Source organism: Thioclava litoralis (assembly GCF_045278885.1).
GTDB lineage: Bacteria > Pseudomonadota > Alphaproteobacteria > Rhodobacterales > Rhodobacteraceae > Thioclava > Thioclava litoralis.
Genome location: NZ_CP135445.1, coordinates 21534 through 45387 on the forward strand (window position 1 = coordinate 21534; position 23854 = coordinate 45387).

Sequence of the window (23854 nt, forward strand, 5' to 3'; positions counted from 1 at the left end):
AAGCGGATCAGGCAGGAAGGCGGAGCGCCGCAAGGTGTTCGGCCCGATGTTCGGCTTGCGTCGGGCCTTCGGGCATCAGCCGCAGGTCATCGCGCAGATGCGCCCACTGCCAGTCGGTGGCGCGCATCATCATCGCGCCTGGAGCGGTGGCGGTGATGATCTCACCCGCAATCGGGGCAAAATCGGCACGGAAATGGATGGCGCTTTTGACGACAAGGATCGGGGTCGTCTCGGGGGTAATGCCTGCAAAGCGGAACATCTCGCGGTCGGCCATCTGCGCCTTCTGGCTGGCCACAACGATCCGCACGCCCCTAAGGCGCAGGCAGGCGGCAGGGCCAAGATGCATGTCGCGCGTGCCATAATAGGGGCCAAGCGTGCGCAACTGCCCATCCGACAAATGCTCGACGGTAAAGCGGGCCTCAAGAGGGCTATCGCCCGCAACATCGCTATGGCCACCAAGCGACAGCGCAACCTCGGCCCCCTCGCCCGCCTGATGCGCGAGCGCCACGGCCTTCGGATCCCACAGCACGCCCACCGCCGCATCGGGCACATCCGCCGCCAGAAGCGCCTTGATCAGGCCGGTGGTATCCGAGCTACCGCCCGCACCGGGGTTGTCCTGCGCATCGGCAATCACCACCGGCGCGCAGCCAACTGCGGTGCGCTCAAGCGCATGGGCCACGGCCCCCTCTGGCGTGTAAAGCGCGCCTTGGAAGGCGCTTTCCGCGGCCTCGACCCGTGACAGAAGTGCCGTAACGGCGGCCTCGGCCTCGGGGGCTGCCGCGCCATAGGCCCAGATCAGCTGGCCGCATTCATCGAAATCCGCCGCTGGAAAACCCATCGCATAGGAGAGGCTGATCGCGCCCGTGTCCTCTTCGATCTGCGGCAGAGCGGCATAAAGCCCGTCGGCGGGCGCATTCATCGTGGATTGCCAGCAGATGGGGATCATATAGTCCGGCGCCGCCATAGCCCGCGCGAAAGGCCTCCCCAAATCTACCCGCTTTTGCAATAGATCAAAGGCCGCAGCCCCCGTATCGGCGCTATCCACATGCGGATAGGTCCGATAGGCCACCAAGGCATCGGTCATCTCGACCATCCGACGAGTCACATTGGCATGCAGGTCAAGGCTGACAACCAGCGGCAGATCCGGCCCGATAATCTGGCGGATACGTTCGATCAGCGCGCCCTCGCCATCGGGGATATGTTCGGCACACATCGCGCCATGCAGGTCCAGATAGACCGCATCGGCAGGCAGGCCCGCTGCAATCAGCTCGCAAATCTCGCCCGCGATGGCCTCGTAACAGCCGCGCGTCACGGGACCCGAGGGCACCGCCATCGCCCATAAGAGCGGGTCCACCTCGACCCCCGCCGCTTTGGCCGCGCGCAGGAAACCGGCGGCGGGCAGATTGACGGTTTCGGTCATCACCTCGGTGATCGCCGCCCCACGGCAGAGCGCCGGAAAGCCGCCGCCATGTTCAAAGGCCGCCATATCGGCGCGATCCTTGGCAAACGTATTGGTCTCATGCTGGAAACCGGCAAGCAGCACACGCATGGCTTCTCCTCTCAGACGGCCCGCAAAAGCGGGCGGAAGTTCTGGAAATCCCACTCTGGCGCGGGGGCGGCCTCGATCAGTGCGCGGGTATAGGGATGCGAGGGGGCCATCAGCACATCCCGCGTGGCACCCTGTTCGACGATCTGCCCCTTCTGCATCACCACAAGCGCATTGCAGATCTGCGCAGCCACCCGCAGATCATGGGTGATAAACAGCACCGACACGCCGGTGCGGTCGCGGATATCCTCCAGCAGATCCAGCACCTGCGCCTGCACCGACACATCCAGCGCCGAGACCGCCTCATCCGCGATTAACAGATCCGGCTCCATCACGATCGCCCGCGCAATGGCAATCCGCTGGCGCTGCCCGCCCGAGAACTGATGCGGATAGCGGTCCATCACCGAGGCCGGAAGATTGACCATCTCAAGCGTCGCCGCCGCCTTGGCCCGCGCCTGAGCTTCGGGCATGCCGTAATTCAAAAGCCCCTCCATCAGCGATTGCGCGATGGTCCGGCGCGGGTTGAGCGAGCGGTAGGGATCTTGGAAGATATACTGCACCTGTTTGCGCATCTCGCGCAGATTGCGCATCGGCACGATATCTTTGCCCTGCAGGCGCACTGCACCGTCACTCGGGTCGGTCAGCCGCATCACACAGCGCGCCACGGTGGATTTACCCGAGCCGCTTTCGCCGATAATTCCGGTAATCTCGCCCTTGCGGACGGTGAAATTGATGTTCTGCGCGGCCTTTACCTCGGTCCTGCCCTTGCCATAGGTCTTGGCAAGGCCGATCACATCCAGCACCTTGGGCTGATCCGGCAGCGGTGCGAAACGCGGCTGCATCGAGGGCACCGAGGAAATCAGCATCCGCGTATAGTCCTGTTTCGGACGCGTAAGGATTTCATCGCGCGTGCCGGTTTCCACCAGATCGCCACGGTTCATCACCACGATCCGGTCGGCAATATCCGAGACCACCCCGAAATCATGGGTGACAAAAACCACCGCCGTGCCTTCCTCTTGCTGCAGCTCTTTGATCAGCTTCAGGATCTGCTTCTGCGTGGTCACATCCAGCGCGGTGGTGGGCTCATCGGCCAGCAACACGCGGGGCCGCAGGATCAGCGCCATGGCGATCACGATGCGCTGGCGCTGCCCGCCCGAGAGCTGATGCGGGTAGCTGCCATAGATGCGCGCGACATCGGGCAGATGCACGCGCTCCATCATCTGCAAAACCGACTTGCGGCGCTCGGCCTTGGACAGTTTGGTATGCAGGCGCAGCACCTCGTCGATCTGCTCGCCCACCGTCTTCACCGGATTAAGCGCGGTCATCGGTTCTTGGAACACCATCGACACTTTGGAGGCCCTGAGCGCCCGCATCCGCGCGGGCGTGGCCTGTAGCACATCCTCACCATCCAGCAAAATACGCCCCGTGGTGACCTGCAGCGCATCCTTCGGCAGAAGCCCCATCACCGCCATAGAGGTGATCGACTTGCCCGAGCCGCTTTCGCCCACCACACAGACCGTCTCTCCGGCCTTCACGGTAAAGCTGATATTGCGGGTGATCGGGCGGGCGCCTTTGGGACGGGTGTCGATGCTGACATCCTCGACCGAGAGCACAACATTTTCATCCTTCATAACACGTCCTTTCAGAGGCGTTTCGCCATGCGCGGGTCCAGCTGGTCACGCAGCACATCGCCCAGCATGTTCACGCTCAGCACCGTCAGCGACACCATCACACCGGGGAAGAAGATCAGCTCGGGCTTGAGCAGGAAGAACTTGCGCCCATCGGCCATCATATTGCCCCAAGAGGGGATTTCGGGCGGCACACCCGCGCCCAGAAAGGACAGGATGGATTCCGTCATGATGGCGGCGGCAAAGATATAGGTGCCCTGCACCAGCAAAGGCGCCACCGTATTGGGCAGCATATGCCGCCAGACCATCTTGCCCATCGAGGTGCCCAGAACCGAGGCGGCCTCGACATAGGGTTCATTGCGCACCCCCATGATGACGCCGCGCACCATCCGCGCCACGCGGGGGATCTCGGGGATGGAAATCGCAATCAGCACCGTGGTCAGCGTGCCGCCCGAAATCGCCACCAGCGCCACCGCCAGAAGCACGCCCGGAATGGCCATCAGCCCGTCCATCACACGGCTGAGCACCGCATCGATCCATTTGAAATAGCCCGTCAGCACGCCGATCACCATCCCGAAGAGGATCGAGATCACCACCGTCCCCGCCCCCACCGCGAGCGAAATCCGCGACCCGTAGATGATGCGCGCGAACATGTCGCGGCCATAGCTGTCGGTGCCAAGAAGGTGCTCGGGCGATGGCGGCTTGAGCCGCACCGAAGGGTCAAGCTGGATCGGGTCATGGGCGGTGATCAGCGGCGCAAAGACCGACATCAGGACGATGACCAGCAGCACCGCGCCGGAAATCTTGGCAGGCCAGCTGGAGAAGACGCCGCCAAGGGCTGCCATCAGACCGGATTTCCGGCCATTGCCTTCCATCTCCGGAAGGCTGAGGGGCGCATCATCAAGGGCGGAAGTATCGGATTTCATGAAAGTCCTCCTGAGCTTGGTCAGTGACGGATGCGCGGATCGAAGACGCCATACAGAAGGTCAACACAGAGATTGATCACCACATAGATGGCGGAAAACAAAAGGATCACGGCCTGAATGACGGTGTAATCCCGCGCCAGAACGGAATCGAGCACCAGCCGCCCGAGGCCCGGAATATTGAAGACCGACTCTGTCACCACCACACCGCCGATCAGCATGGCAATCGACACGCCGATGATGGTGATGATCGGCACGGCGGCATTTCCCAGCGCATGGCTCATCAGCACGGATCGTTCGCGCAGCCCCTTGGCGCGGGCGGTGCGGATGTAATCCTCGCCCATCACCTCAATGACATTGGTGCGCACGATGCGGGCAATCAGCGCGATATAGGGAAAGCTCAGCGCGACGGAGGGCAGCACCAGCCGTTCGATAAAGCCGCCAAAGCCATTGGCCAGCGGCTGGTAACCCTGCACCGGAAACCAGCCCAAGATACGCGAGAAGACCAGTATCAGCACATAGCCGATAATAAACACCGGCACCGAGAACCCCACGACCGACCCCGCCATTACCAGACGGTCCAGCCATTTGCCCTGTTGCCACGCCGCAATCACGCCCAGCGGGATCGAGACGGCAATCGCCAGCACCACGGTGCACAGGCTCAGCGCCAGGGTTGGCCCGAAACGGTCCATGATCAGCTCGGTCGCGGGTTTGCCGGAAATCAGCGAGGTGCCCATATCGCCATGGGCCATATTGCCCAGCCAGATCACCAGCTGTTCAAGCAGGGGCTTTGTCAGCCCCATGCTCTCGCGCAGTTGGTCAAGCTGCTCGGGGGTCGCATTGGGCCCCGCAATCATCACCGCCGGATCCCCCGGCGACAGGCGCAACACGAGAAACACGATGATCGCGACCATCAACAGCACCGGAATGGCCGAGAGGATACGTTTGGTGATGAACAGCAGCATGTCAGGATCACTCCGACTTGGTCACATTCCAGAAGACGGGGGCTTCCGCTTCGGGCATGCCCTGCAGCTTGGCCGAGACCACGTTGATATTGGCGAATTCCCCCATCGGGATCATCACGACGTTATCAATGGCCAGCTGGTCGATCTCCTTGGCGATCTTGACCTGAGACGCGGTGTCGGGCGCTTCGGCAAATGAGGCGCGCAGCTCTTCGATCTTCGGCACATCCGGCCAGCCGAACCAGGCGCTATCCCCGCCTGCCGCCGTGCCGATAAAGCCTACCGGATCGCCCACATCGGGCAGCACATTGGTCGTCGAGAAGATGTTCCAGCCACCCTCGGCCACCGGCGCCTTGGACGCGCGGCGCGCCACGACGCTGGCCCAATCCATCGCGACCACATCCACCTTGAAGCCGCCATCGCGCAACTGCTGGGCAATCACCGGACCCTGCGGCGCCAGAGACGCCAGATCGGTGGCCTGCATCAGCATGATGGGCTTGCCGTCATAGCCCGCCTCTTGCAGCAGTTCCTTGGATTTCTCGGGATTGGCCTTGATGATCTCCTCGGCCTTATAGTCGGTGGCATAAGGGCCGGAACAGCCGAAGACGGCGGCACAGGTGCTGGAGCTGTCTTCAGCCGTGCCCACCTGCGCGTTCAGCATGGGTTTCTGGCCAAGCGCGGCCATCGCGGCCTCGCGGTATTTGAGGTTGTCAAAGGGCGGTTGCGTCCAGTTCAGCCGCACGAGGTTCTGGCTGCCCTGTTTGGCGAAGGCCTGCGTGTAGAAATCGGGGTTGCCATCGACCAGCGGCAGAAGATCCTGCTGCACCTGTTCCACAAAATCGACCTCACCCGACATCATGGCAGTCAGGGCGGTCATCGGGTCGGGCATGGCGGTCCAGATGACCTTATCCACCTTCACGACCTTGCCGCCCGCCATCCCGCTGGAGGGTTCGTCACGCGGCACATAGTCCTCGTTTTTCAGAAAGACCGCCTGCACCCCCGGCTGATAGGACGCGCTGTCGAATTTGAACGGGCCGGAGCCGATGGTCGAGGTGATCGGCGTGGAAATCGGCGTCTCGGCCACGGCCTTGGGCATCATGAAAGGCGCAATCCCCGAGGGCTTGGACAGCGCCAGAAGCGCGATCCCCGTCGGTTCGGCAAAGGTCATGGTGAAGGATTTATCGTCCACGATTTCCATTGCGCTCATCAGCTTGGCCATCACCTGACCGGTCTTGTCGACCTGATCCCAACGCGCGATCGAGGCCACACAATCCGCCGCCGTCACCGGCGTGCCATCATGCCATTTCAGCCCGTCGCGCAGGGTGAACGTATAGGTCAGCCCGTCCTCCGAAACCGCCCAGCTGGCCATCTGCGGCTGGACCTTGCCGGCCTCGTCGCGCGCCAGCAGCGTGTCATAGACCATATAGCCGTAATTGCGCAGGATATAGGCCGTGCTGATCGCCGGATCGAGCGCGCGCAGGGGCGCATTCATCACGGCGGTAATGGTGGTTTCGGCATGGGCGGCGACAGAGCTGGCTCCCAAAAGCACTGATACCAGCGCACCCTTGAGCAGCCCCGAAGAGGACTTCGGAAGAAACATGATGATCTCCTGTTGGACGTCGTGCTTTGGATTGTTGGTGATTGTCGACAATCACTCGTTCAGGGTAAGGGCAGATCTTTTCTCCAAGCAAGCCCCAGTTCTCAAAAGCTCAAATTTTATGTGATCGGTCAAAGGGATGCCCGAGGATCGCGGCGCAAAAATCAAACCATATCATACATATATGATAATCAAGATTATTATTTAGGCAGATTTATTCAGGGAATATTTTGCCATAGGCCTCCATAATACACCTTATAAATTCAATCTATTATACAATCTTTTCAGTGCCTTAACAAAAAATCCCTCACTGATGCCAAATCTGCAGGCCGTGACAGAACCGTTCTGTAAAACAGGCCAAAATTTTTGACATTGATTATTGTCGACAATTTTGTAGCGTCGATAGAGAGACAGGATCGGGGGCAGAACAATCGCTCCCTCTCCGCATATCCCCCATGCCACTGGCACCTGTACCTCCCCGCTCAGGGGCTGGCAGGGCCTGCTTGCCACCAAGCGCCGGAGACCCGCATGACCGACACAATAGACGCCTCCCTTACAATGAGTTGGGACGAATGGTACGCCCATGACGGGCTGGGGCTGGCCCAGCTTATCCGTGCGGGCGATGTCACCGCCGAAGAGGTCGCCGCTCAGGCGGCCCACGCGATCAAGGGCGTGAATCCCAAAGTCTGCGGCGTGATCGAGGTCTTTGACGATGCCGTGGCCGATAGTGCGGCGAATGGCACCAATCCCCAAGGCCCCTTCGCGGGGCTGCCCTTCCTGATGAAGGATTTGGGGCCGACCGTCGCGGGGCGGCTGCAGGAACAGGGCTCGCTTTACCTGAAAGGCAACCGGCCCGAGAAAGACGCCTTTCTGACCACGAAGATCAAACAGGCGGGGCTGAATATCATCGGGCGCAGCACAACGCCGGAATTCGGCTGCTGCAGCTCGGCCGAGAACCCTGCCGTCTATGTCACCCGCAACCCTTGGGACACGGGCTTCACCAGCTGCGGATCTTCTGCGGGGTCTTCGGTGATGGTGGGCGCGGGCGTTTTGCCGATTGCGCATGGCACCGATGGGGGTGGCTCGATCCGGATTCCGGCGGGCTGCTGCGGGGCGATCGGGCTGAAATCCTCGCGCGGGACCTTCTCGATTGCGCCCGCGAATTCCGATTTCTCCTCGGTGGTCTCGACGCAGGGCTGCATCTCGCGCACGGTGCGCGACACCGCTGCCTTTGTAGACCACTGCCGTGGCGGAGCGCCGGGGGAATTCATGCCCTTCTGGCACCCCGAGACGCCCTTCCTTGAGCAGATCCAGAATGACCCACGGCGGCTGAAGATTGCCGTTTCGCATGAATGGGGGCCCTATGCGGCCACGCCCCATATTGCAGCCGAACTCACCCGCGTGGCGAAATTCTTCGAGAGCCTCGGCCATTCTGTAGAATTCGTCACGCCCAAGGTGGATTTTGAAAAAGCCTATGCCGCCCAGACCACCTGCTATATCTCGAATTTCGCGCAGGTGGTGAATAACCTCCTGCGGATGAAGGGGTTGGACAAGCCGCCCGAAGACCTTTTCGAGCCGATGAACATCCGCATCTGGGAACAGGGCAAGGATATCAGCTATACGACCCGCGCCGATATGCAGCTGGATTTCAACGAAACCGCCCGAGCCTTCGGCGCAGCCTTTCAGGAATGGGACATCCTGCTGACCCCCACCACCGCGCGCGAGACCCCCACCATCAGCACCACCGAATATCTGACCACCACCGATAACCCTTCGGCGCTGAACTGGTTTGAAAACCTCTGGGGGTTCTTCGCCTATACGCCGCTCAACAATCTCTGCGGCACCCCCGGTATGTCACTGCCGCTGGCCGTTCATGCCAATGGGTTGCCCTTGGGGATGCAGATCCATGCCGCGCAAGGCAATGACGGGTTGCTGTTGCAACTGGCCGCTCAGGTCGAGCGCGCGATCGAAGGCAAGTGGAATCAGGGCCGCCTGCCGCAGGTCCATGTGACCAAGCTCGGCTAAGGAGGCCCCATGTGCGACACAATACTGGTTCTGGGCAGCCTGACCCAAGACGGGCGCAGCTATTTTGCCAAGAACTCGGACCGCGCGCCGAATGAGGCGCAATATCTGACGAAGGTGGAGGCCGCGCGCCATGCCCCTGATGCCCGCGTGCAGGCCACCTATGTCGACCTGCCGCAGGTCGGGCACACCTATGCCTGTATCGGCTCGCGCCCGTGGTGGATCTGGGGGTTTGAGCATGGCGTCAACGAACATGGGCTGACCATCGGCAATGAGGCCGTCTGGTCGCGGCTGGCGGCCGATCAGGGGCCGAACCTTCTGGGCATGGATCTCCTGCGCCTGACGCTGGAACGCGCCCGTGATGCCGATGAGGGGCTGACGGTGCTGACCGGCCTGATCGAGACCTATGGTCAGGGGGGCCATGCCGCTTTGACCCACGAGATGGTCTATCACAACGCCTTCCTGCTGGCCGATGGCCGCTCAGGCTGGGTGGTGGAAAGCGCGGGCCGCCATTGGGTGGCCCGCGAGGTCACGCAATGGGCCGCCATTTCCAATGTCTATTCGATCGGGCGCGATTATGACCTGATCTCGGATCAGGCCGAGGCTTTTGCCACTGAACAGGGCTGGCATCCGGCAGGCACGCCCTTTGACTGGGCGCGCGCCTATACCGATAGCACCCGCGCCAATCTGCCCGCCTGCCATGCGCGGCTTGCCATGTCGCGCGCCAAAGTGGCGGGCCTGCCCAAGGGCCGGATCGGGTTGACCGAGATGATCGACGTGCTGCGCGATCATGGCGGCGATCCGGACCGGCATCCGGCGGCGGGCGGTCAGGCCTGTGTCTGCATGCATGGGGTCAGCGCCAGTTCCGGTTCGGAAACCGCCGCTTCGATGATCGTGGCCCTGCCAACCACGCCGCAGACCCCGCGCGAGATCTGGGTCAGCCTTGCCTCGCCCTGCCTGTCGGGCTTCATTCCGGTCTGGCTCGATACCGATCTGCCCAAAGGCTGGAGCCAGCCCGCCCACCATACCGACCCCGATCAATGGTGGGATATCGAGCGCCTGCAACGGCTGATCGACCCCGATTATACCAGCCTCGCCCGAGGCTTGCGAGCGCAGTTCAACGGCATGACCCATAAGGCGAGGGCCGAGCTTTCCCTTGCCAGCAAAGCCGATGCCGCCACCCGTAACGCCGTTTCCCAACGCGCGGCCCGCAGCTATCGCGAGATCGTCGATGCGGGATTGCAGGACCGCGCCGACCGCCCGCGAAGCCCCGACCCGCGCGGAGACTATCTGGCGGACATCAATCGCGCCATCCCCCGCACCAGCCGCGATGCACGCGAAGACCTTGCCTTGCACGCCAGCCCCTAGACCTCAGGACGGAGCCCGCCTTGCCCAACCCCGATCCCTGCCTCCCCCCTGTTTCCGGCCCGCTTGCCGCTTTGCCTGCGACAGGCGCGCCGGAAAGGATCGACCTCGGGTCGCTCTCGACCCGCTGTCAGACGGTCGGGCCGGAACACGCCGCCCGTCTGGCGCGGGAGCTCTGGGGCCTATCCGGCGATATCACGCGGCTGGACACCGAAAAGGACGATACATTCGCGCTCCGCCAACAGGATCGCAAACTGATCTTCAAGATCGCCAATCCGGCAGAGCCGCCCGCCGAACTCGACCTTCAGATCCAGACGCTCGCCCATCTGAACCGCCACGCCCCCGATCTGCCTGTGCCGCAGATTGTGCCCGCGCTGAATGGTGCCGCGCTTGTGGCTTTGCCGCTGGCCGACGGGGTAAGGCATGCGCGGATGATGACCTATCTTGAGGGCGATCTGCTCGACACTCTGCCCCCGCTTGGCCCCGAGCAATACCGGATTGGCGAAATGAACGCCAAGCTACGGCTGGCCATGACCGATTTCCGCCACCCCTTTGCCGCCCGCCAGCTGGCATGGGATATCCGGCACCTGCCGAGGCTGGCAGAGCTTCTGGACCACGTGCCTGACCAAAGTCAGCGAAGTGCCCTGACCCGTGCCTTTCGCCAGATCCTGTCCCTGCGCGACGACATCGAGGCCCTGCCGCGGCAAATCCTGCATAATGATTTCAGCCGCTCGAACCTGCTGGTTGACCGCCGCAAGGCGCAACCAATCACCGGCATCATCGATTTCGGCGATGTGGTCGAAACGGCTGTGGCCATCGACCTGTCGACCGCCATGCTCAACCAGCTCCCTCGCGATGCCGCCGAACAGGGACAGGACGGGATGTTTGCCGGACCGACCCGCCTTTTCGAGGGCCATATTGCCCATGCCCCGCTTTCCAAGGCCGAGCGCCGCCTGTTGCCGCATCTGGTCTTCGCCCGCGTCGTGACCCGCGCGCTGCTCACGCTCTGGCGGGCCGGTCAGTTCCCCGAAAACCGCGCCTATATCCTGCGCAATACCGCGCAGGGCTGGGCGCAGCTTGACTGGTATCTCAGCCAGAATCCGGCGGCGCTCTCTGCCCGTCTGCTGTAAGATCGCCCCGCCCTGCCCGCTGCGGGCGGCGGCTGGAAAAAACGGGGAAATATCGTGAACATTTTTCCCCTGATCGGGCTTATCCACTTGAAAGCCCCGCCGCCTATGCCACATCTATGGGCGTCCCCGATAGGTAGAGGTTCATGCCCCATAACAACACCAATCTGCCCACCGAACGCCCCGATGTGCTGACCAAGCCCAAGCTGGAAGGCGGTCGGCGCTTTGTGATGCATTCGGAATTCTCGCCCGCAGGCGACCAGCCCACGGCCATTGCCGAGCTGTCTCAGGGCGTGCGGGACAACGAGCGCGATCAGGTGCTGCTGGGGGCGACGGGCACGGGCAAGACCTTCACCATGGCCAAGATCATCGAAGAGACCCAGCGTCCCGCGATCATCCTTGCGCCCAACAAGACGCTGGCCGCCCAGCTGTATGGCGAGTTCAAGGGCTTCTTCCCCGAGAATGCCGTCGAATATTTCGTGTCCTATTACGACTACTACCAGCCCGAGGCCTATGTGCCGCGCTCGGACACCTATATCGAGAAAGAATCCCAGATCAACGAACAGATCGACCGGATGCGCCACTCGGCCACGCGGGCGCTTCTAGAGCGTGACGATGTGATCATCGTGGCCTCGGTCTCCTGTATCTATGGTATCGGTTCGGTCGAAACCTATTCCGCCATGACGCAGGATCTGAAGGTGGGCGAGCTTTACGAGCAGCGCAAATTCCTCGCCGATCTGGTGGCGCAGCAGTATAAGCGCCTTGATGCGGCCTTTGTGCGCGGGTCCTTCCGTGTGAAGGGCGATACGGTCGATCTTTGGCCTGCCCACCTTGAAGACCGCGCATGGCGCTTTGCCTTCTTTGGCGAAGAGCTCGAGGCGATCACCGAATTCGACCCGCTGACGGGGGCGAAATCCGACAGTTTCGACCAGATCCGGATTTACGCCAATAGCCACTACGTCACCCCGCGCCCGACGCTGAACCAAGCGACCAAGGGCATCAAGAAAGAACTCGGTCTGCGGCTGAAGCAGCTGAACGACGAGGGCAAGCTGCTGGAGGCCCAGCGGCTGGAACAGCGCACCAATTTCGACCTCGAGATGCTGGAGGCCACGGGCGTCTGCAACGGGATCGAGAATTATTCGCGCTATCTCACGGGCCGCGCACCTGGCGAGCCGCCGCCCACCCTGTTCGAATTCATCCCCGATAACGCGATTGTCTTTGCCGATGAAAGCCATGTCACCGTGCCGCAGATCGGCGGCATGTATCGCGGCGACTACCGGCGCAAATTCACGCTGGCCGAACATGGCTTCCGCCTGCCGTCCTGCATGGATAACCGGCCCCTCAAGTTCGAGGAATGGGACGCGATGCGCCCGCAGTCGGTCTTTGTCTCGGCCACCCCCAGCAAATGGGAGATGGAGCAGACCGGTGGTATCTTTGCCGAACAGGTGATCCGCCCGACGGGCCTTCTGGATCCGGTGATCGAGATCCGCCCTGTCGAGACCCAAGTCGATGATGTGCTGGATGAGATCCGTCTGGTTGCCGCCAAGGGGCTGCGCACGCTGGTCACCACGCTGACCAAGCGTATGGCCGAAGATCTGACCGAATATCTGCACGAACAGGGTGTGCGGGTGCGCTATATGCATAGCGATATCGACACGATTGAACGCATCGAGATCCTGCGTGACCTCCGCCTTGGGGCGTTTGACGTGCTGATCGGGATCAACCTTCTGCGCGAGGGTCTGGATATTCCCGAATGCGGGCTGGTGGCGATCTTGGATGCCGATAAGGAGGGCTTCCTGCGCTCGACCACCTCGCTGATCCAGACGGTGGGCCGTGCGGCGCGGAACGCCGATGGCCGCGTGATCATGTATGCCGATAAGATCACCGGATCGATGCAGGCCGCGATGGACGAGACCGAGCGTCGCCGTGCCAAGCAGATCGCCTATAACGAGGAACATGGCATCACCCCGCAAACCGTGCGCAAGAATGTCGAGGATGTGCTGGCGGGGCTTTATCAGGGCGATACCGATATGTCGCGTGTCACTGCCAAGGTCGATAAGGTCAAACCTGGGGCGAACCTTCAGGCGCATCTGGACAGCCTGCGCGCCGAGATGCGCAAGGCCGCCGAGAACCTCGAATTCGAGGAAGCCGCCCGCCTGCGCGACGAGGTCAAGCGGCTTGAGGCGGTCGAGCTGGCCGTCTCGGATGACCCGATGGCGCGGCAATCGGCGGTGGAAGAGGCCTCTGACGCTGCGGTCAATTCGCGTGGCAGATCCACCGCAGGCCGCCCCGGCCAGCGCGGCGGCAACGTCCAGCGGCGCAAAAAACGCTAACCTCCCTATCTCCGACACGAACACCGCGCAGGGCAATCTTGCGCGGAGAGCTCCCCTTTGCCGCGAGAAGGCGCGCAACGGACGGCAATATTGTGCGCATGCTCACAAAATAGCGGGTTACAGAGACTCTTTTATTCCGATAACCCGCCAAGGTTAGCAATTTTGCAAACAATACACACTGGAATAAGAAATAAAATGTCGGACATATCCTCAGCCAATGGCTTTGCCGACGCAAAAGCCCCCGCCAGAAACTCGGCGGGCAAGGTTTTGCTGGCCAGCCTGATCGGGACCACGATCGAATTCTTCGATTTCTACGTCTATGCCACCGCCGCCGTGCTGGTCTTCCCCACGCTGTTCTTCCCCAATGAAGACGGCATGACCGCTCTGCTGGCCTCTTTCGCGACCTTCTCCATCGCGTTCTTCGCACGGCCTCTGGGCGCGGTCGTGTTCGGCCATTTCGGCGACCGGATCGGGCGCAAGGCCACGCTGGTGGCGGCGTTGCTGACGATGGGCGTCTCGACCGTCGTCATCGGGCTTTTGCCGACCTATGCGCAAATCGGGGTCGCCGCGCCGCTTCTGCTGGCGCTGTGCCGCTTTGGCCAGGGCTTCGGTCTGGGCGGCGAATGGGGCGGCGCGGTGCTGATGGCCACCGAAAACGCCCCCGAGGGCAAGAAGAACTGGTATGGTATGTTCCCGCAACTGGGCGCGCCGGTGGGTCTGTTCCTGTCCTCCGGCCTGTTCTGGCTGCTTTTGCAATTCATGCCGAAAGAACAGTTGCTTGGCTGGGGTTGGCGCATTCCCTTCGTCGCCTCCATCGCGCTGGTGGTGATCGGGATGTGGGTGCGCCTGTCGATCACCGAGACCCCCGCATTCCAGGAGGCGATCGAGAAGGACGAACGTGTGGCGGTGCCGGTGTTCGAACTCTTTGCCAATCACAAACTGTCGATCTTCCTTGGCACATTCGTGGCGATGGTGACCTTCGTGCTGTTCTATATCGGCACGGCCTATCTGCTGTCCTATAACGTGAAAGTACTGGAAATCCCCTTCACGGACGCCTTGGTGATGCAGCTCTGGGGCGCCATCATCTTCGGGTTGGCGATCCCTGTTGCAGGGCTTGCGGCCGAGCGTTTCGGTCGCCGCGAGGTGCTGATTGTCACCACCATCCTGATCGCCGCCTTCTCCTTCCTCGTGCCGGTTCTGATGGTGGCCAATGAAGGCGCGATCCTCTTGTTCGTCACGCTGTCGATGATGCTGATGGGCCTGACCTACGGCCTGATCGGCACCGCATTGGCCGCCCCGTTCCCGACCCGCGTGCGCTATAGCGGCTCGTCGATCACCTTCAACTTTGCCGGTATCGTAGGCGCCTCGCTTGCCCCCTATGCCGCAACATGGCTGCAGGCCAATTACGGGCTGGCCTATGTGGGCTACTATATGGGGGCTGCGGCGCTGATCACGCTGGCCTGTATCTTCGCGATTGGCCGCGAGAAGATCTAGGACCAACCGCCCTATCTGTCCGAACTGCCCCGGCCAATGGCCGGGGTTTTTCGTTGAACTGCTCCCGAATTGGGCAGGCTCGGCCCGGTCTCCGGCACAGGCATGCGAAACCGCCGATCCGGCTCGACATTGGCGAAGACCCTGCCCAATCTGCACCGGAACATAGCCGAAAGCCTGCCCCATGCCGATGTCATCGCTCTGGTCCGCCACCGCCCCCGCAGGGCCAGCCCTGCCCACCCTGCAAGAGAGCCTGCACAGCGATGTGCTGGTGATCGGCGGCGGCTTGCAGGGCCTGTCCACCGCCCTGCATCTGGCCGAAGCGGGCACGGCGGTAACCCTTCTCGAAGCGGCAGATCCCGGTGAGGGCGGCTCGGGGCGCAATGGCGGGCAGGTTATTCCCGGCCTGAAGGACGACCCCGACACGCTGGACCGCCTCTTCGGGCCGGAAGCGACAGAGTTTGCCGGATCGACCGCGACCATGCTCTTCGATCTGGTCACGCGGCTCGGGCTGGACTGCGATGCCGAGCGCACCGGCTGGATTCAGGCGGCAGACAAACAGGTGCTTCTTCCGGCGCTGGAACGGCGCATGTCCGAATGGCAGGCCCGCGGGGCCGATGTCGGTTGGCTCGACGCCAAGGCGATGGCCGCGCATACCGGCAGCCACCGGTTCAAGGGCGGCTGGATCGACCGGCGCGCCGGCCAGCTGCACCCGCTGAAACTGGTGCGCGCCCTGACCGCTGCGGCCTTGGCCGCAGGCGTGCAGATCTATGCCCGTTCGCCGGTGTGCAGCATGGCACGGCAGGGCCGCCACTGGGTCGCCACCCTGCCCGAGGGCGCGCAGGTCACAGCCGAGCGCGTGCTGCTGGCCACCAACCGCTACACCCCGCCGGATCTGCATCGCGGGCTAAGCCGCGCGACACTGCCCGCGCATAGTTTCCAGATCGCGACACGACCGCTCAGCACGTCAGAGCGCGCCCGTATCCTGCCCCGCCGCACCCCCGTCTCTGAAGCGCGGCGGGTCGGCACCTATTTCCGGCTGGGGCCGGAAAACCGGCTGCTGCTGGGCGGACGCGGCGATTTCACCGCCCCCGAGGGCCCGCGGCGCTTCCGCATGATCGAAGCCGAGATCCGCCGCCTCTATGGTGCGGGCCTGACGATGGAGCATTACTGGTACGGGCGTATCGCGATGACCCCCGACCACCGGATACGGCTTGTGGCCCCTGCCCCCGGTCTTTTTGCGGCCACGGGTTTCAACGGGCGCGGGGTGGCGCTGGCCACGGCGCTAGGCCAACGCATTGCCGAACATTTCCTGACCGGACGCCCGATGCCGCTGCCGGTCCAGACCAAAATGACCCAGATGCCCCTCTACGGGCTGCATCCCCTCTATGGCACCCTCGCCCTCCATTATTACCGCCTGCGCGATGCACTGGACCGCTAGGCAAACCGAATCGCTCGCGCGGCGCAAAATGCAAAGATCCGCGTCGTCGTTGCCTCTGCGTGAACAATAGCAAAATTACACCGCATATATTTCGGCCAACCCGACATAATCTTGCCCGATTGTGATCTTAGGAGCTTTGTTAACGACGATAAGCTAGTTGTAAGACGAGCCGACCGTCGCAGAGCGTCACAACCAGGGGTGGGAGGGAAATGCTCGAGTTTGAAAATGTCAGCAAGTCCTTCTGGACGGGCAAGCAGCGCAAGGTCATCCTTGATCGCGCCAGCTTCCGTGTGGAGCTGGGCAATTCGCTTGGCATCCTTGCCCCCAACGGCACCGGCAAGACCACCATTATCAACATGATGGCCGGTCTGGAAAAGCCCGACGAAGGCACGATTCGCAAAACCTGCCGCGTGTCCTTTCCGCTGGGATTCATGGGCGGCGTGGTCACCAAACACACCGCCCGCGAAAACGCGCGGTTCATCGCGCAGCTCTACGGTCTCGACCCCGATTATGTCGAGGCCTTCTGCCGCTGGCTTTGCGGCATTGCCGAATATTTCGATATGCCGGTCGGCACCTATAGTCAGGGCATGAAAGCGCGGTTCACCTTCTCGCTGCTGCTGGCTCTGGAATTCGATATTTACCTGATTGACGAGGGAATGCCCTCGACCACCGATGTGGTGTTCAACCGCAAGGCAGGGTCCATCCTGCGCGAAAGGTTGCAACGCTCGACGGTGATCGTCGTCTCGCACCAAGCCGAGACATTAGAGAAATTCTGTCGGACGGCTGCCGTGCTCCGCGATGGCCAACTTTATATGTTTGACACTCTGGAAGAAGCGAAGCGGATGTATGACTACACAGCCTAGGACCACCAAATATCGCATCCGCCGTCACGCGCTTCAGGCCAAAGCCACGCCGGTCGCAGCCCCCGCAGGAACGCCCGACGCCGCCCTAACCAGTGCGCCCCAAACCGACGCGACCCTGTCGCGGGATGCCGCGCAAGCCGGAACCGTTGCCGCGCAACCGGCCAAACCGCAGCCGGAGCGGCCCCGCAATGCCGCTTTGGGCGCGATGGAGGAAAAGGGCGCGGCCAAGGATCCGGCCGCCATTTTCGAACAGCATGATGACGGGTTCGGCGATATGAAATTTGCCGATGCCCAGCGGATGCAGCAGGAAGCCGAGACCGAGCAGGTTCTCGGCAAGGACGAGCTGACGCTAGAGGAAGAGATCGAGGCCATCCGCAAGGAAGGCCTGACCGGTCGCCAGCTACGCCTTGCCCGCCGTATGGCGCAAAAGCACAATATCGCGGCGACCTCGGATTTCGAGGCGGTGCTGCTGCTGCGTCGCAAGGGCATCGACCCGCTGGACCGCTCCAATATCCTGTCGCTGGTCAAACCGGGCAAAACCGAAAACCTGCCCGCTGTGCCGCCCAAACGCAGCCTGACCAAAACGAATGCGATGGCCGTCGCCACCGCGACACCCTCGCCCGCCGATATGATGACCGAGGAACATCGCGCCAGCGAGATCCTCGCCATCCAGCGCGATATCACCCGCAGGCGGCGGCGCAAGCTGATATTGCTGGCCACACGGCTGGCGTTTTTCGTCCTGCTGCCGACGGTGGTTGCAGCCTATTACTATTTCGTCATGGCCACGCCCACCTATGCCACCAAGACCGAATTCGTGATCCAGAAAGCCGATGGCGTCGCCTCCAGCGGGATCAGCAGCCTGTTCTCGGGCACGCAGCTGGCCACAAATCAGGATAGCGTCACGGTCCAGAGCTTCCTGCAATCGCTGGAAGCCATGAAGCGCCTCGACGCGGAACAGGGGTTCAAAAAGCACTTCCAGCAGGCATTCATCGACCCGCTGCAACGTCTTCCCACCCCCGCCAGCGATAACGAGGCCTATGCGCTTTACAAGAAGGTCGTCAAAATCGGCTATGATCCTTCGGAGGGGGTGATCAAGATGGAGGTCATCGCCGCCGATCCGGAAACCTCGGCCCGCTTTGCCAAGGCGCTGATCTCCTATGCCGAAGAACAGGTGGACCAGTTGACCTCCCGCCTGCGCGGCGACCAGATGCAGGGCGCGCGCGACAGCTATGATGATGCCGAGGCCAAGGTTCTGGCAGCACAACAGAAAGTGCTGGAACTACAGGAGAAACAGGGGGTGCTTGACCCCGTCTCCGAAAGCAGTCTGGTGATGGGGCAGGTGTCGGCCTTCGAAACGCAGCTCCAGCAAAAGCGGCTCGAACTGGGCCAGTTGCAAGACAACCCCAGCCCCAATGCCGCGCGCGTGGCCGGTGTCCAAGGCGATATCAGCCGCCTCGAAGCCCTGATCGCCAATCTGCGCAAGCAACTGACGCAGAAGACCTCCTCCACCGCCTCGCTCGCCGCCGTGACCGGTGATCTGCGTATCGCAGAGGCGGATCTGGCCACCCGTCAGGGCCTTCTGGCACAGGCGGCCCAGCAGATGGAAACCGCAAGGCTCGAAGCCAATAAACAGGTGCGCTATCTGGAAATGGGCGTGCGCCCCATCGCTCCGGATGCCCCGACATATCCCCGCGCGTTCGAGGATACGGTGGTGGCCTTCCTGATCTTTGCGGGGATCTATATGATGCTCTCTCTCACAGCCTCGGTGCTGCGCGAGCAAGTCTCAAGCTGACCCTCCCCGCCCGCGCAAAATGCCAAAATGCCACAAGCCCGCAGGTCCACAAGACCTTCGGGCTTGCCATACTCCAACGCGCGCAATAGGGCTTTGGGCCGAAGCCGCCCGCCTTGCCTGCGGCCCGCCTCTCGGAAGGATTCCAGATGACCCCCTATGACCGCGCCCATGCCGCTATGACCGCCGAACCGGAAAACGATGCCCTGCGTCTGGCCGTTTACGACCGCCTTGCCGATGCCGAACTCTTCCTGCTGCTGGAAGACGAGGTCGAGGGGCAGGACATCCGCCCGCAGGTCTTCGAAGCCGAGGACGGAGCCTTCGTGCTTGCCTTCGATACCGAAGAACGCATGGCCGACTTCTGCGACGGCCCGATGCCCTATGCCGCCCTGCCCGGCCGGATCATCGCGCAGAATCTCGTGGGAGAAAATATCGGCCTCGGCATCAATCTGGGCGTGGCCCCCTCGGCCATGCTCCTGCCGCCCGAAGCCCTCGACTGGCTCAGCGAAACGCTGACCCATAGCCCGTCCCATATAACAGGCCGCCCCGTCAGCTTCGAGGCCCCCGCCCTTCCGCCCGCCATCCTCGGGCTACTGCTTCCGGCCTTCGAAGCCAAATTCGACCAACTGATCGGCGCGGCCACCCACGCGCTTCTGGGCGGCGTCACCTATGAAGACGGTCATAAAGGCCATGTTCTGGCCCTGCTGGGCACCCCTGAAAGCGCGCGTCCGGCCATCGCCAAAGCGATGGGCGAGGCGCTGACATTCTCCGGCCTTGATGCGGGCGAGCTGGATGTCACCTTCCTCGACGAGGACAGCGAGGCCGCCCAACGCCTGCTGGCCAAGGCGCTCGTGCTGCACCTCCCCGAGCATGAGCATGAGGAAGCTCCCGCCGCGCCGCAGGAAAAACCCAAAGGCCCCGGCATGGACCCGTCCAAACCGCCCATTCTGCGATAGGACGGCCTGCGCCCACCCGTTCCAGCTGCTCTAAATATCCCGGGGTGAATTGGGGCCGTCAGGCCCCAAGAGGGGCAGCGCCCCTCACACGACCCCGCGCGCCAAAGCGTCCTCCACCGCCAGCCGCGCCATCCCCATGACCGCCTCGCGCGAATTGGCGGCGGCGATGAACCGCCCGTTATGGCAGAATTTCGCGCCCTTGACGCCCGAGGCCTCTTCCAGCGCCACACCGTTCAGCCCCGCCCAAGCGGCAGGCAGATCGGCTCGGTTCTCGAACCCCTCGTCAAATTTGCGGATCGTGCCCAAGGTCCAGTCTTCCGGACCGCGCGGCGTCACGACAAACCAAAGCTGGTCAGCCCCCGCCTTCACCACTGCCGGACGGAACGGCATACCCGTCGGCAGTTCCAGAATACGCCCCTCACCGGCGGCGACAATGGCCTCTGCCACCATGCCCGCCGCCCGCAGCTTCGCCGCAGAACGCGCCACCCGCGCTTCCAGAAAGGCGCGCGCAATGCCTACAGCCTGCCAGAATGTGCGGATTTCCCCCTCGGGGTCCTTATCGTCAAAGACCGGACGCAGGGTCTCGATCAGCCCCGGCAGGGTCATCGCCTGAAGCGCCCCCGCCTCGCCAGGGGACAGTTTGCCATTATCGACCAGATCAACCGGCTGCACGAAGCTGCGGTCCACGCCGTCATGCACCTCGTCCAGATGGGCCTCCGGCACGCCGGAGCTGCGCAGATAATCGCGCCCGAATTGTGCCCAGACCAGCCCGAAAGAACTCAGAGGCGCACCGTCCTCGCGCACAGGGGCCTCGCGCTGATGGTGATCGTAGATATTGCGGGCCGGATCGAAATCGCCGCCCACATCGTAAATCACACGGCCCTCTGCCGGCACCAGCCATTGCGGATCACGCGTGCGCACCAATTCGGCCTGAGGGAAAAGCCGTGTCAGAACGACTGTCGAAAACACTTCATCGGCATGGAAACCGCCCGAATGGGTCACAAGATGGGTGATGGTCATGGCGCGCGACCTCCAATAAACAACAATGGCCGCAAATAGGCAGGGCTTGCGTCGAAACACAAGCCCTGCCCGCAGCCGATCTCAAAGCCGGTCGTCCGGTCAAAGCCCCAGACGGTCGCGCAATTCGTAATACCACGAACCGATCACCGAATAGGGCACGCGGAAGGTCCGCCCGCCGGGGAAGGGGATCCAGCGCAGCTTGGCGAAGACGTCAAAGCGCGAGGCATCCCCGTCGATCGCTTCCGACAAAATCCGCCCGAACGTATGCGACCCCGTCACGCCGTGGCCCGAATAGCCATGCGCGTAATAGGTCGCATTCCCCAGCCGTCCCATCTGCGGCACGCGCGAGAAGGACAGCGCGAAATTGCCCGACCATGCATAGTCGATCTTCACATCGGAAAGCTGCGGGAAGACCTTCATCATATTGCCCCAAAGCTTGGCCTTGATGTCCTTCGGATCGGTCCCGCCATAAACGGTGCCACCCCCGAACAACAGCCGCTTGTCGGCAGACATACGATAGTAATCAAGGATATAGCGCACATCCTCGATACAGGTATCGGCGGGCATCAACGCGCGCGCACGGTCCTCGCCCAAGGGCTCGGTCGCCATCACCTGCGTCGAGACCGGCATCACGCGGTTTTCCAGATCCGGCACCACATGGCCCAGATAGGCATTGCCGCACAGCACCAGAATGCGGGAGGTGATCTGCCCCTTTTCGGTCTTGATCACCGGACGCGCCGCCTGCGTGTCCACCGATACCACCGGAGACATCTCGTAGATCGTGCCGCCATTGGCCTCAATCGCCGCCGCCTCACCCAGGCACAGGTTCAGCGGATGCATATGCCCGCCCGTGGGGTCGATCATGCCGCCCACATAAAGATCGGTCGCGGCATGCTCGCGGATTTCCGCCTTGGTCAGCATCCGCTGGTCGCACAGACCATAGCTTTCCCAAAGCTGCTTTTTCTCCTCAAGCTCGCGCATATGCATATCATTGAAGGCGGCAAACACATTGCCATCCTTCAGATCGCATTGAATGCCATAGGTCGAGACGCGCTCGCGGATGATCTTGCCACCCTCGGTCACCAGCCCCGCCACAAAGCGCGCGGTGTCCTGACCATAGGATTTACCGATCTTCTGCAGGCTGGCGTTCAGCCCGTTGACGATCTGCCCGCCATTGCGCCCCGACGCGCCCCAGCCGATGCGCGCGCCCTCGACGACCGTCACCTGATAGCCCTTCTCGGCCAGATGCAGCGCGGTCGAAAGCCCCGAAAAGCCTGCGCCGACGACGCAGACATCGGCCTCCTGTGCCCCTTCCAGCTGCGGGCGCAGCGGTGCGGGGTTGGCGGAAGCCGCATAATAGCTGCCCGTATGGGCACCCGTTCCGGCGTAAGAAACAGACATCAGACTGCCTCCAGATAGCTGTGGAATTCGAAATCGGTCACATGGCGGGTGAAGCGGCGCAGCTCCTGCTGCTTGCATTGCACGAACATCCGCTTGAGACGTTTGGAGTAGATCTGCTCGATATGCGGCCCGCGGGCAAAGGCGTCAATAGCCGAGGCCCAATCCAGCGACAGATGGTCCAGATCCAGCGAATAGGCATCGCCCTCGATCGGTTCCGGCGGCTGCCATTCGCCCTCGATCCCCAGAAGCGCGCCCCCCAGAATAGAGGCCAGCACCAGATAGGGGTTGGCATCCGCCCCTGCCACACGATGCTCGATCCGGCGGGCCTTATGGTGACCGCCCGGAATACGGATCGCGGCGGTGCGGTTCTCATAGCCCCAAGCCACCGAGGAGGGCGCGTGGCTTCCGGGCAGCAGACGGCGGAAGGAATTCTCATGCGGTGCGAAGACCAGAGCATTCTCCTGCATGGTGCGCAACAGCCCCGCGACCGCATGGCGCAAAAGGGGCGTGCCCTCTTCGCCGCCATTGTCAAAGGCGTTATTGCCGTCCTTATCCTGCAACGAGAAATGCACATGCATCCCCGAACCGGCGCGGTCGCCGTAGGGTTTTGCCATGAAGGTCGCGGCAAAGCCGTGCTTGCGGGTGATCCCGCGCACCAGCCGTTTGAACAGCACCGCATCATCGGCAGCCCGAAGCGGGTCATCGACATGCATCATGTTGATTTCAAACTGCCCTGCCCCGTTTTCCGAAATCGCGGTATCGGCGGGGATATTCTGCGCGCGGCAGGCGTCATAGATCTCGTTCAACAGCTCGTCAAAGTGCTGGAGTTCGTCCAGCGACAGCGCGCCATCGCTATCCAGCCGCTTGCCGGTCACCGGCGAACAGGGCGGCTGCGGCGTGGCCTCCGAAGGGTCCACAATGTAGAATTCCAGCTCGGTCGCGACCACCGGCGTCAGCCCCAGCGCCTTGAAACGGTCGCAGACGCTTGCCAGCGCGCGGCGCGGATCGCCCATGAAAGGCGTGCCATCCTCATTGGCCATCCATAGCTGCGCGAAGGCCGCCGGACGCGAGGTCCAGCTGATCAGGCTCAACGGCCGCCCCGTAAAATCACCGATCCCGTCGGCATCGCCCGTATCGAAGACCAGCTCCGACCCTTCGATATCCTCCCCCCAGATATCCATCCCCAGCAAGGACAAGGGCATCCGCAAAGAGCCGTTCTTGACCTTGTCGACATGTTCAATCGGCAGGCGTTTCCCCCGCATGACCCCGTTCAGGTCGCAGATACAGGCAAAGACGGTCTCGACATCCGTCTCGTTTTCCAGGTCGTGTTTGACGCGGCTTGTCATGATTGCTCCCGCAAAAATGTGATAGCATTTTTTTCATTGTGATA

At 62.4% G+C, this 23854-nt stretch carries 17 protein-coding genes; 9 read left to right on the forward strand and 8 right to left on the reverse strand.

The window, feature by feature from the left end; translation table 11 throughout:
• Nucleotides 1-7: 7 nt before the first annotated feature.
• From RPE78_RS15940 to RPE78_RS15960, 5 genes are read right to left on the reverse strand one after another with little or no spacing between them, the layout of a single operon-like run.
• Complete coding sequence (locus RPE78_RS15940; protein WP_330629460.1) at nt 8-1549, reverse strand: M81 family metallopeptidase; 1542 nt, start codon at nt 1547-1549, stop codon at nt 8-10.
• An 11-nt stretch (nt 1550-1560) separates the two neighbouring features.
• The gene (locus RPE78_RS15945; protein ID WP_330629461.1) at nt 1561-3177 is read right to left on the reverse strand and encodes an ABC transporter ATP-binding protein; all 1617 of its coding nucleotides are present in this window, start codon (nt 3175-3177) and stop codon (nt 1561-1563) included.
• Nucleotides 3178-3188: 11 nt separating this feature from the next.
• Nucleotides 3189-4100 carry an ABC transporter permease gene (locus tag RPE78_RS15950; RefSeq protein WP_406721713.1) on the reverse strand — a complete coding sequence of 304 codons (912 nt, stop codon included), beginning with the start codon at nt 4098-4100 and terminating at the stop codon, nt 3189-3191.
• 20 nt (nt 4101-4120) lie between these two features.
• On the reverse strand, nt 4121-5062 hold the full coding sequence (locus RPE78_RS15955; protein ID WP_330629462.1) for an ABC transporter permease: 942 nt from the start codon (nt 5060-5062) through the stop codon (nt 4121-4123).
• A 7-nt stretch (nt 5063-5069) separates the two neighbouring features.
• Entirely contained in the window at nt 5070-6632 is a 1563-nt protein-coding gene (locus tag RPE78_RS15960) for an ABC transporter substrate-binding protein (protein WP_406721729.1), read from the reverse strand.
• A 552-nt stretch (nt 6633-7184) separates the two neighbouring features.
• On the opposite strand from RPE78_RS15960, the gene RPE78_RS15965 reads away from it, so the two are divergent.
• From RPE78_RS15965 to RPE78_RS16005, 9 genes are all read left to right on the forward strand, one after another.
• On the forward strand, nt 7185-8681 hold the full coding sequence (locus RPE78_RS15965) for an amidase (protein WP_330629464.1): 1497 nt from the start codon (nt 7185-7187) through the stop codon (nt 8679-8681).
• A gap of 9 nt (nt 8682-8690) precedes the next feature.
• On the forward strand, nt 8691-10046 hold the full coding sequence (locus RPE78_RS15970; protein WP_330629465.1) for a C69 family dipeptidase: 1356 nt from the start codon (nt 8691-8693) through the stop codon (nt 10044-10046).
• Nucleotides 10047-10066: 20 nt separating this feature from the next.
• Nucleotides 10067-11173, forward strand: coding sequence for a phosphotransferase (locus RPE78_RS15975; RefSeq protein WP_330629466.1), 1107 nt, complete (start codon nt 10067-10069; stop codon nt 11171-11173).
• Nucleotides 11174-11316: 143 nt separating this feature from the next.
• A complete protein-coding gene (gene uvrB, locus RPE78_RS15980) occupies nt 11317-13503 on the forward strand; it encodes an excinuclease ABC subunit UvrB (protein ID WP_330629467.1) in 2187 nt (728 codons plus the stop codon).
• A 183-nt stretch (nt 13504-13686) separates the two neighbouring features.
• Nucleotides 13687-14997: an MFS transporter gene (locus RPE78_RS15985; protein WP_330629640.1), complete on the forward strand. Its 1311-nt coding sequence runs from the start codon at nt 13687-13689 to the stop codon at nt 14995-14997.
• Between the two features lie 181 nt (nt 14998-15178).
• Complete coding sequence (locus RPE78_RS15990) at nt 15179-16435, forward strand: FAD-dependent oxidoreductase (RefSeq protein WP_330629469.1); 1257 nt, start codon at nt 15179-15181, stop codon at nt 16433-16435.
• A 209-nt stretch (nt 16436-16644) separates the two neighbouring features.
• Complete coding sequence (locus RPE78_RS15995) at nt 16645-17298, forward strand: ATP-binding cassette domain-containing protein (protein ID WP_330629470.1); 654 nt, start codon at nt 16645-16647, stop codon at nt 17296-17298.
• Nucleotides 17282-19090 (forward strand): capsule biosynthesis protein, encoded by a 1809-nt coding sequence (locus RPE78_RS16000; protein ID WP_330629471.1) that lies wholly within the window; start codon nt 17282-17284, stop codon nt 19088-19090. The genes RPE78_RS15995 and RPE78_RS16000 overlap by 17 nt, the downstream gene beginning before the upstream one ends.
• A 146-nt stretch (nt 19091-19236) precedes the next feature.
• The gene (locus RPE78_RS16005) at nt 19237-20043 is read left to right on the forward strand and encodes an SseB family protein (RefSeq protein WP_330629472.1); all 807 of its coding nucleotides are present in this window, start codon (nt 19237-19239) and stop codon (nt 20041-20043) included.
• An 84-nt stretch (nt 20044-20127) separates the two neighbouring features.
• Here RPE78_RS16005 and RPE78_RS16010 read toward each other — a convergent pair whose 3' ends face one another.
• The 3 genes from RPE78_RS16010 to RPE78_RS16020 all read right to left on the reverse strand — a co-directional run bounded on the left by RPE78_RS16010 (nt 20128) and on the right by RPE78_RS16020 (nt 23810).
• Complete coding sequence (locus RPE78_RS16010) at nt 20128-21063, reverse strand: MYG1 family protein (protein WP_330629473.1); 936 nt, start codon at nt 21061-21063, stop codon at nt 20128-20130.
• Between the two features lie 99 nt (nt 21064-21162).
• The gene (locus RPE78_RS16015; RefSeq protein WP_330629474.1) at nt 21163-22464 is read right to left on the reverse strand and encodes an FAD-binding oxidoreductase; all 1302 of its coding nucleotides are present in this window, start codon (nt 22462-22464) and stop codon (nt 21163-21165) included.
• A complete protein-coding gene (locus RPE78_RS16020) occupies nt 22464-23810 on the reverse strand; it encodes a glutamine synthetase family protein (RefSeq protein ID WP_330629475.1) in 1347 nt (448 codons plus the stop codon). The genes RPE78_RS16015 and RPE78_RS16020 overlap by 1 nt, the downstream gene beginning before the upstream one ends.
• Between the last annotated feature and the right edge of the window lie 44 nt (nt 23811-23854).

Bases quoted from the DNA above. Each gene is read 5' to 3' on its own strand.
- RPE78_RS15940 (WP_330629460.1), bottom strand. From the start codon at position 1,549: ATGCGTGTGCTGCTTGCCGGTTTCCAGCATGAGACCAATACGTTTGCC.
- RPE78_RS15945 (WP_330629461.1), bottom strand. From the start codon at position 3,177: ATGAAGGATGAAAATGTTGTGCTCTCGGTCGAGGATGTCAGCATCGAC.
- RPE78_RS15950 (WP_406721713.1), bottom strand. From the start codon at position 4,100: ATGAAATCCGATACTTCCGCCCTTGATGATGCGCCCCTCAGCCTTCCG.
- RPE78_RS15955 (WP_330629462.1), bottom strand. From the start codon at position 5,062: ATGCTGCTGTTCATCACCAAACGTATCCTCTCGGCCATTCCGGTGCTG.
- RPE78_RS15965 (WP_330629464.1), top strand. From the start codon at position 7,185: ATGACCGACACAATAGACGCCTCCCTTACAATGAGTTGGGACGAATGG.
- RPE78_RS15970 (WP_330629465.1), top strand. From the start codon at position 8,691: ATGTGCGACACAATACTGGTTCTGGGCAGCCTGACCCAAGACGGGCGC.
- uvrB (WP_330629467.1), top strand. From the start codon at position 11,317: ATGCCCCATAACAACACCAATCTGCCCACCGAACGCCCCGATGTGCTG.
- RPE78_RS15990 (WP_330629469.1), top strand. From the start codon at position 15,179: ATGCCGATGTCATCGCTCTGGTCCGCCACCGCCCCCGCAGGGCCAGCC.
- RPE78_RS15995 (WP_330629470.1), top strand. From the start codon at position 16,645: ATGCTCGAGTTTGAAAATGTCAGCAAGTCCTTCTGGACGGGCAAGCAG.
- RPE78_RS16000 (WP_330629471.1), top strand. From the start codon at position 17,282: ATGACTACACAGCCTAGGACCACCAAATATCGCATCCGCCGTCACGCG.
- RPE78_RS16005 (WP_330629472.1), top strand. From the start codon at position 19,237: ATGACCCCCTATGACCGCGCCCATGCCGCTATGACCGCCGAACCGGAA.
- RPE78_RS16010 (WP_330629473.1), bottom strand. From the start codon at position 21,063: ATGACCATCACCCATCTTGTGACCCATTCGGGCGGTTTCCATGCCGAT.
- RPE78_RS16015 (WP_330629474.1), bottom strand. From the start codon at position 22,464: ATGTCTGTTTCTTACGCCGGAACGGGTGCCCATACGGGCAGCTATTAT.
- RPE78_RS16020 (WP_330629475.1), bottom strand. From the start codon at position 23,810: ATGACAAGCCGCGTCAAACACGACCTGGAAAACGAGACGGATGTCGAG.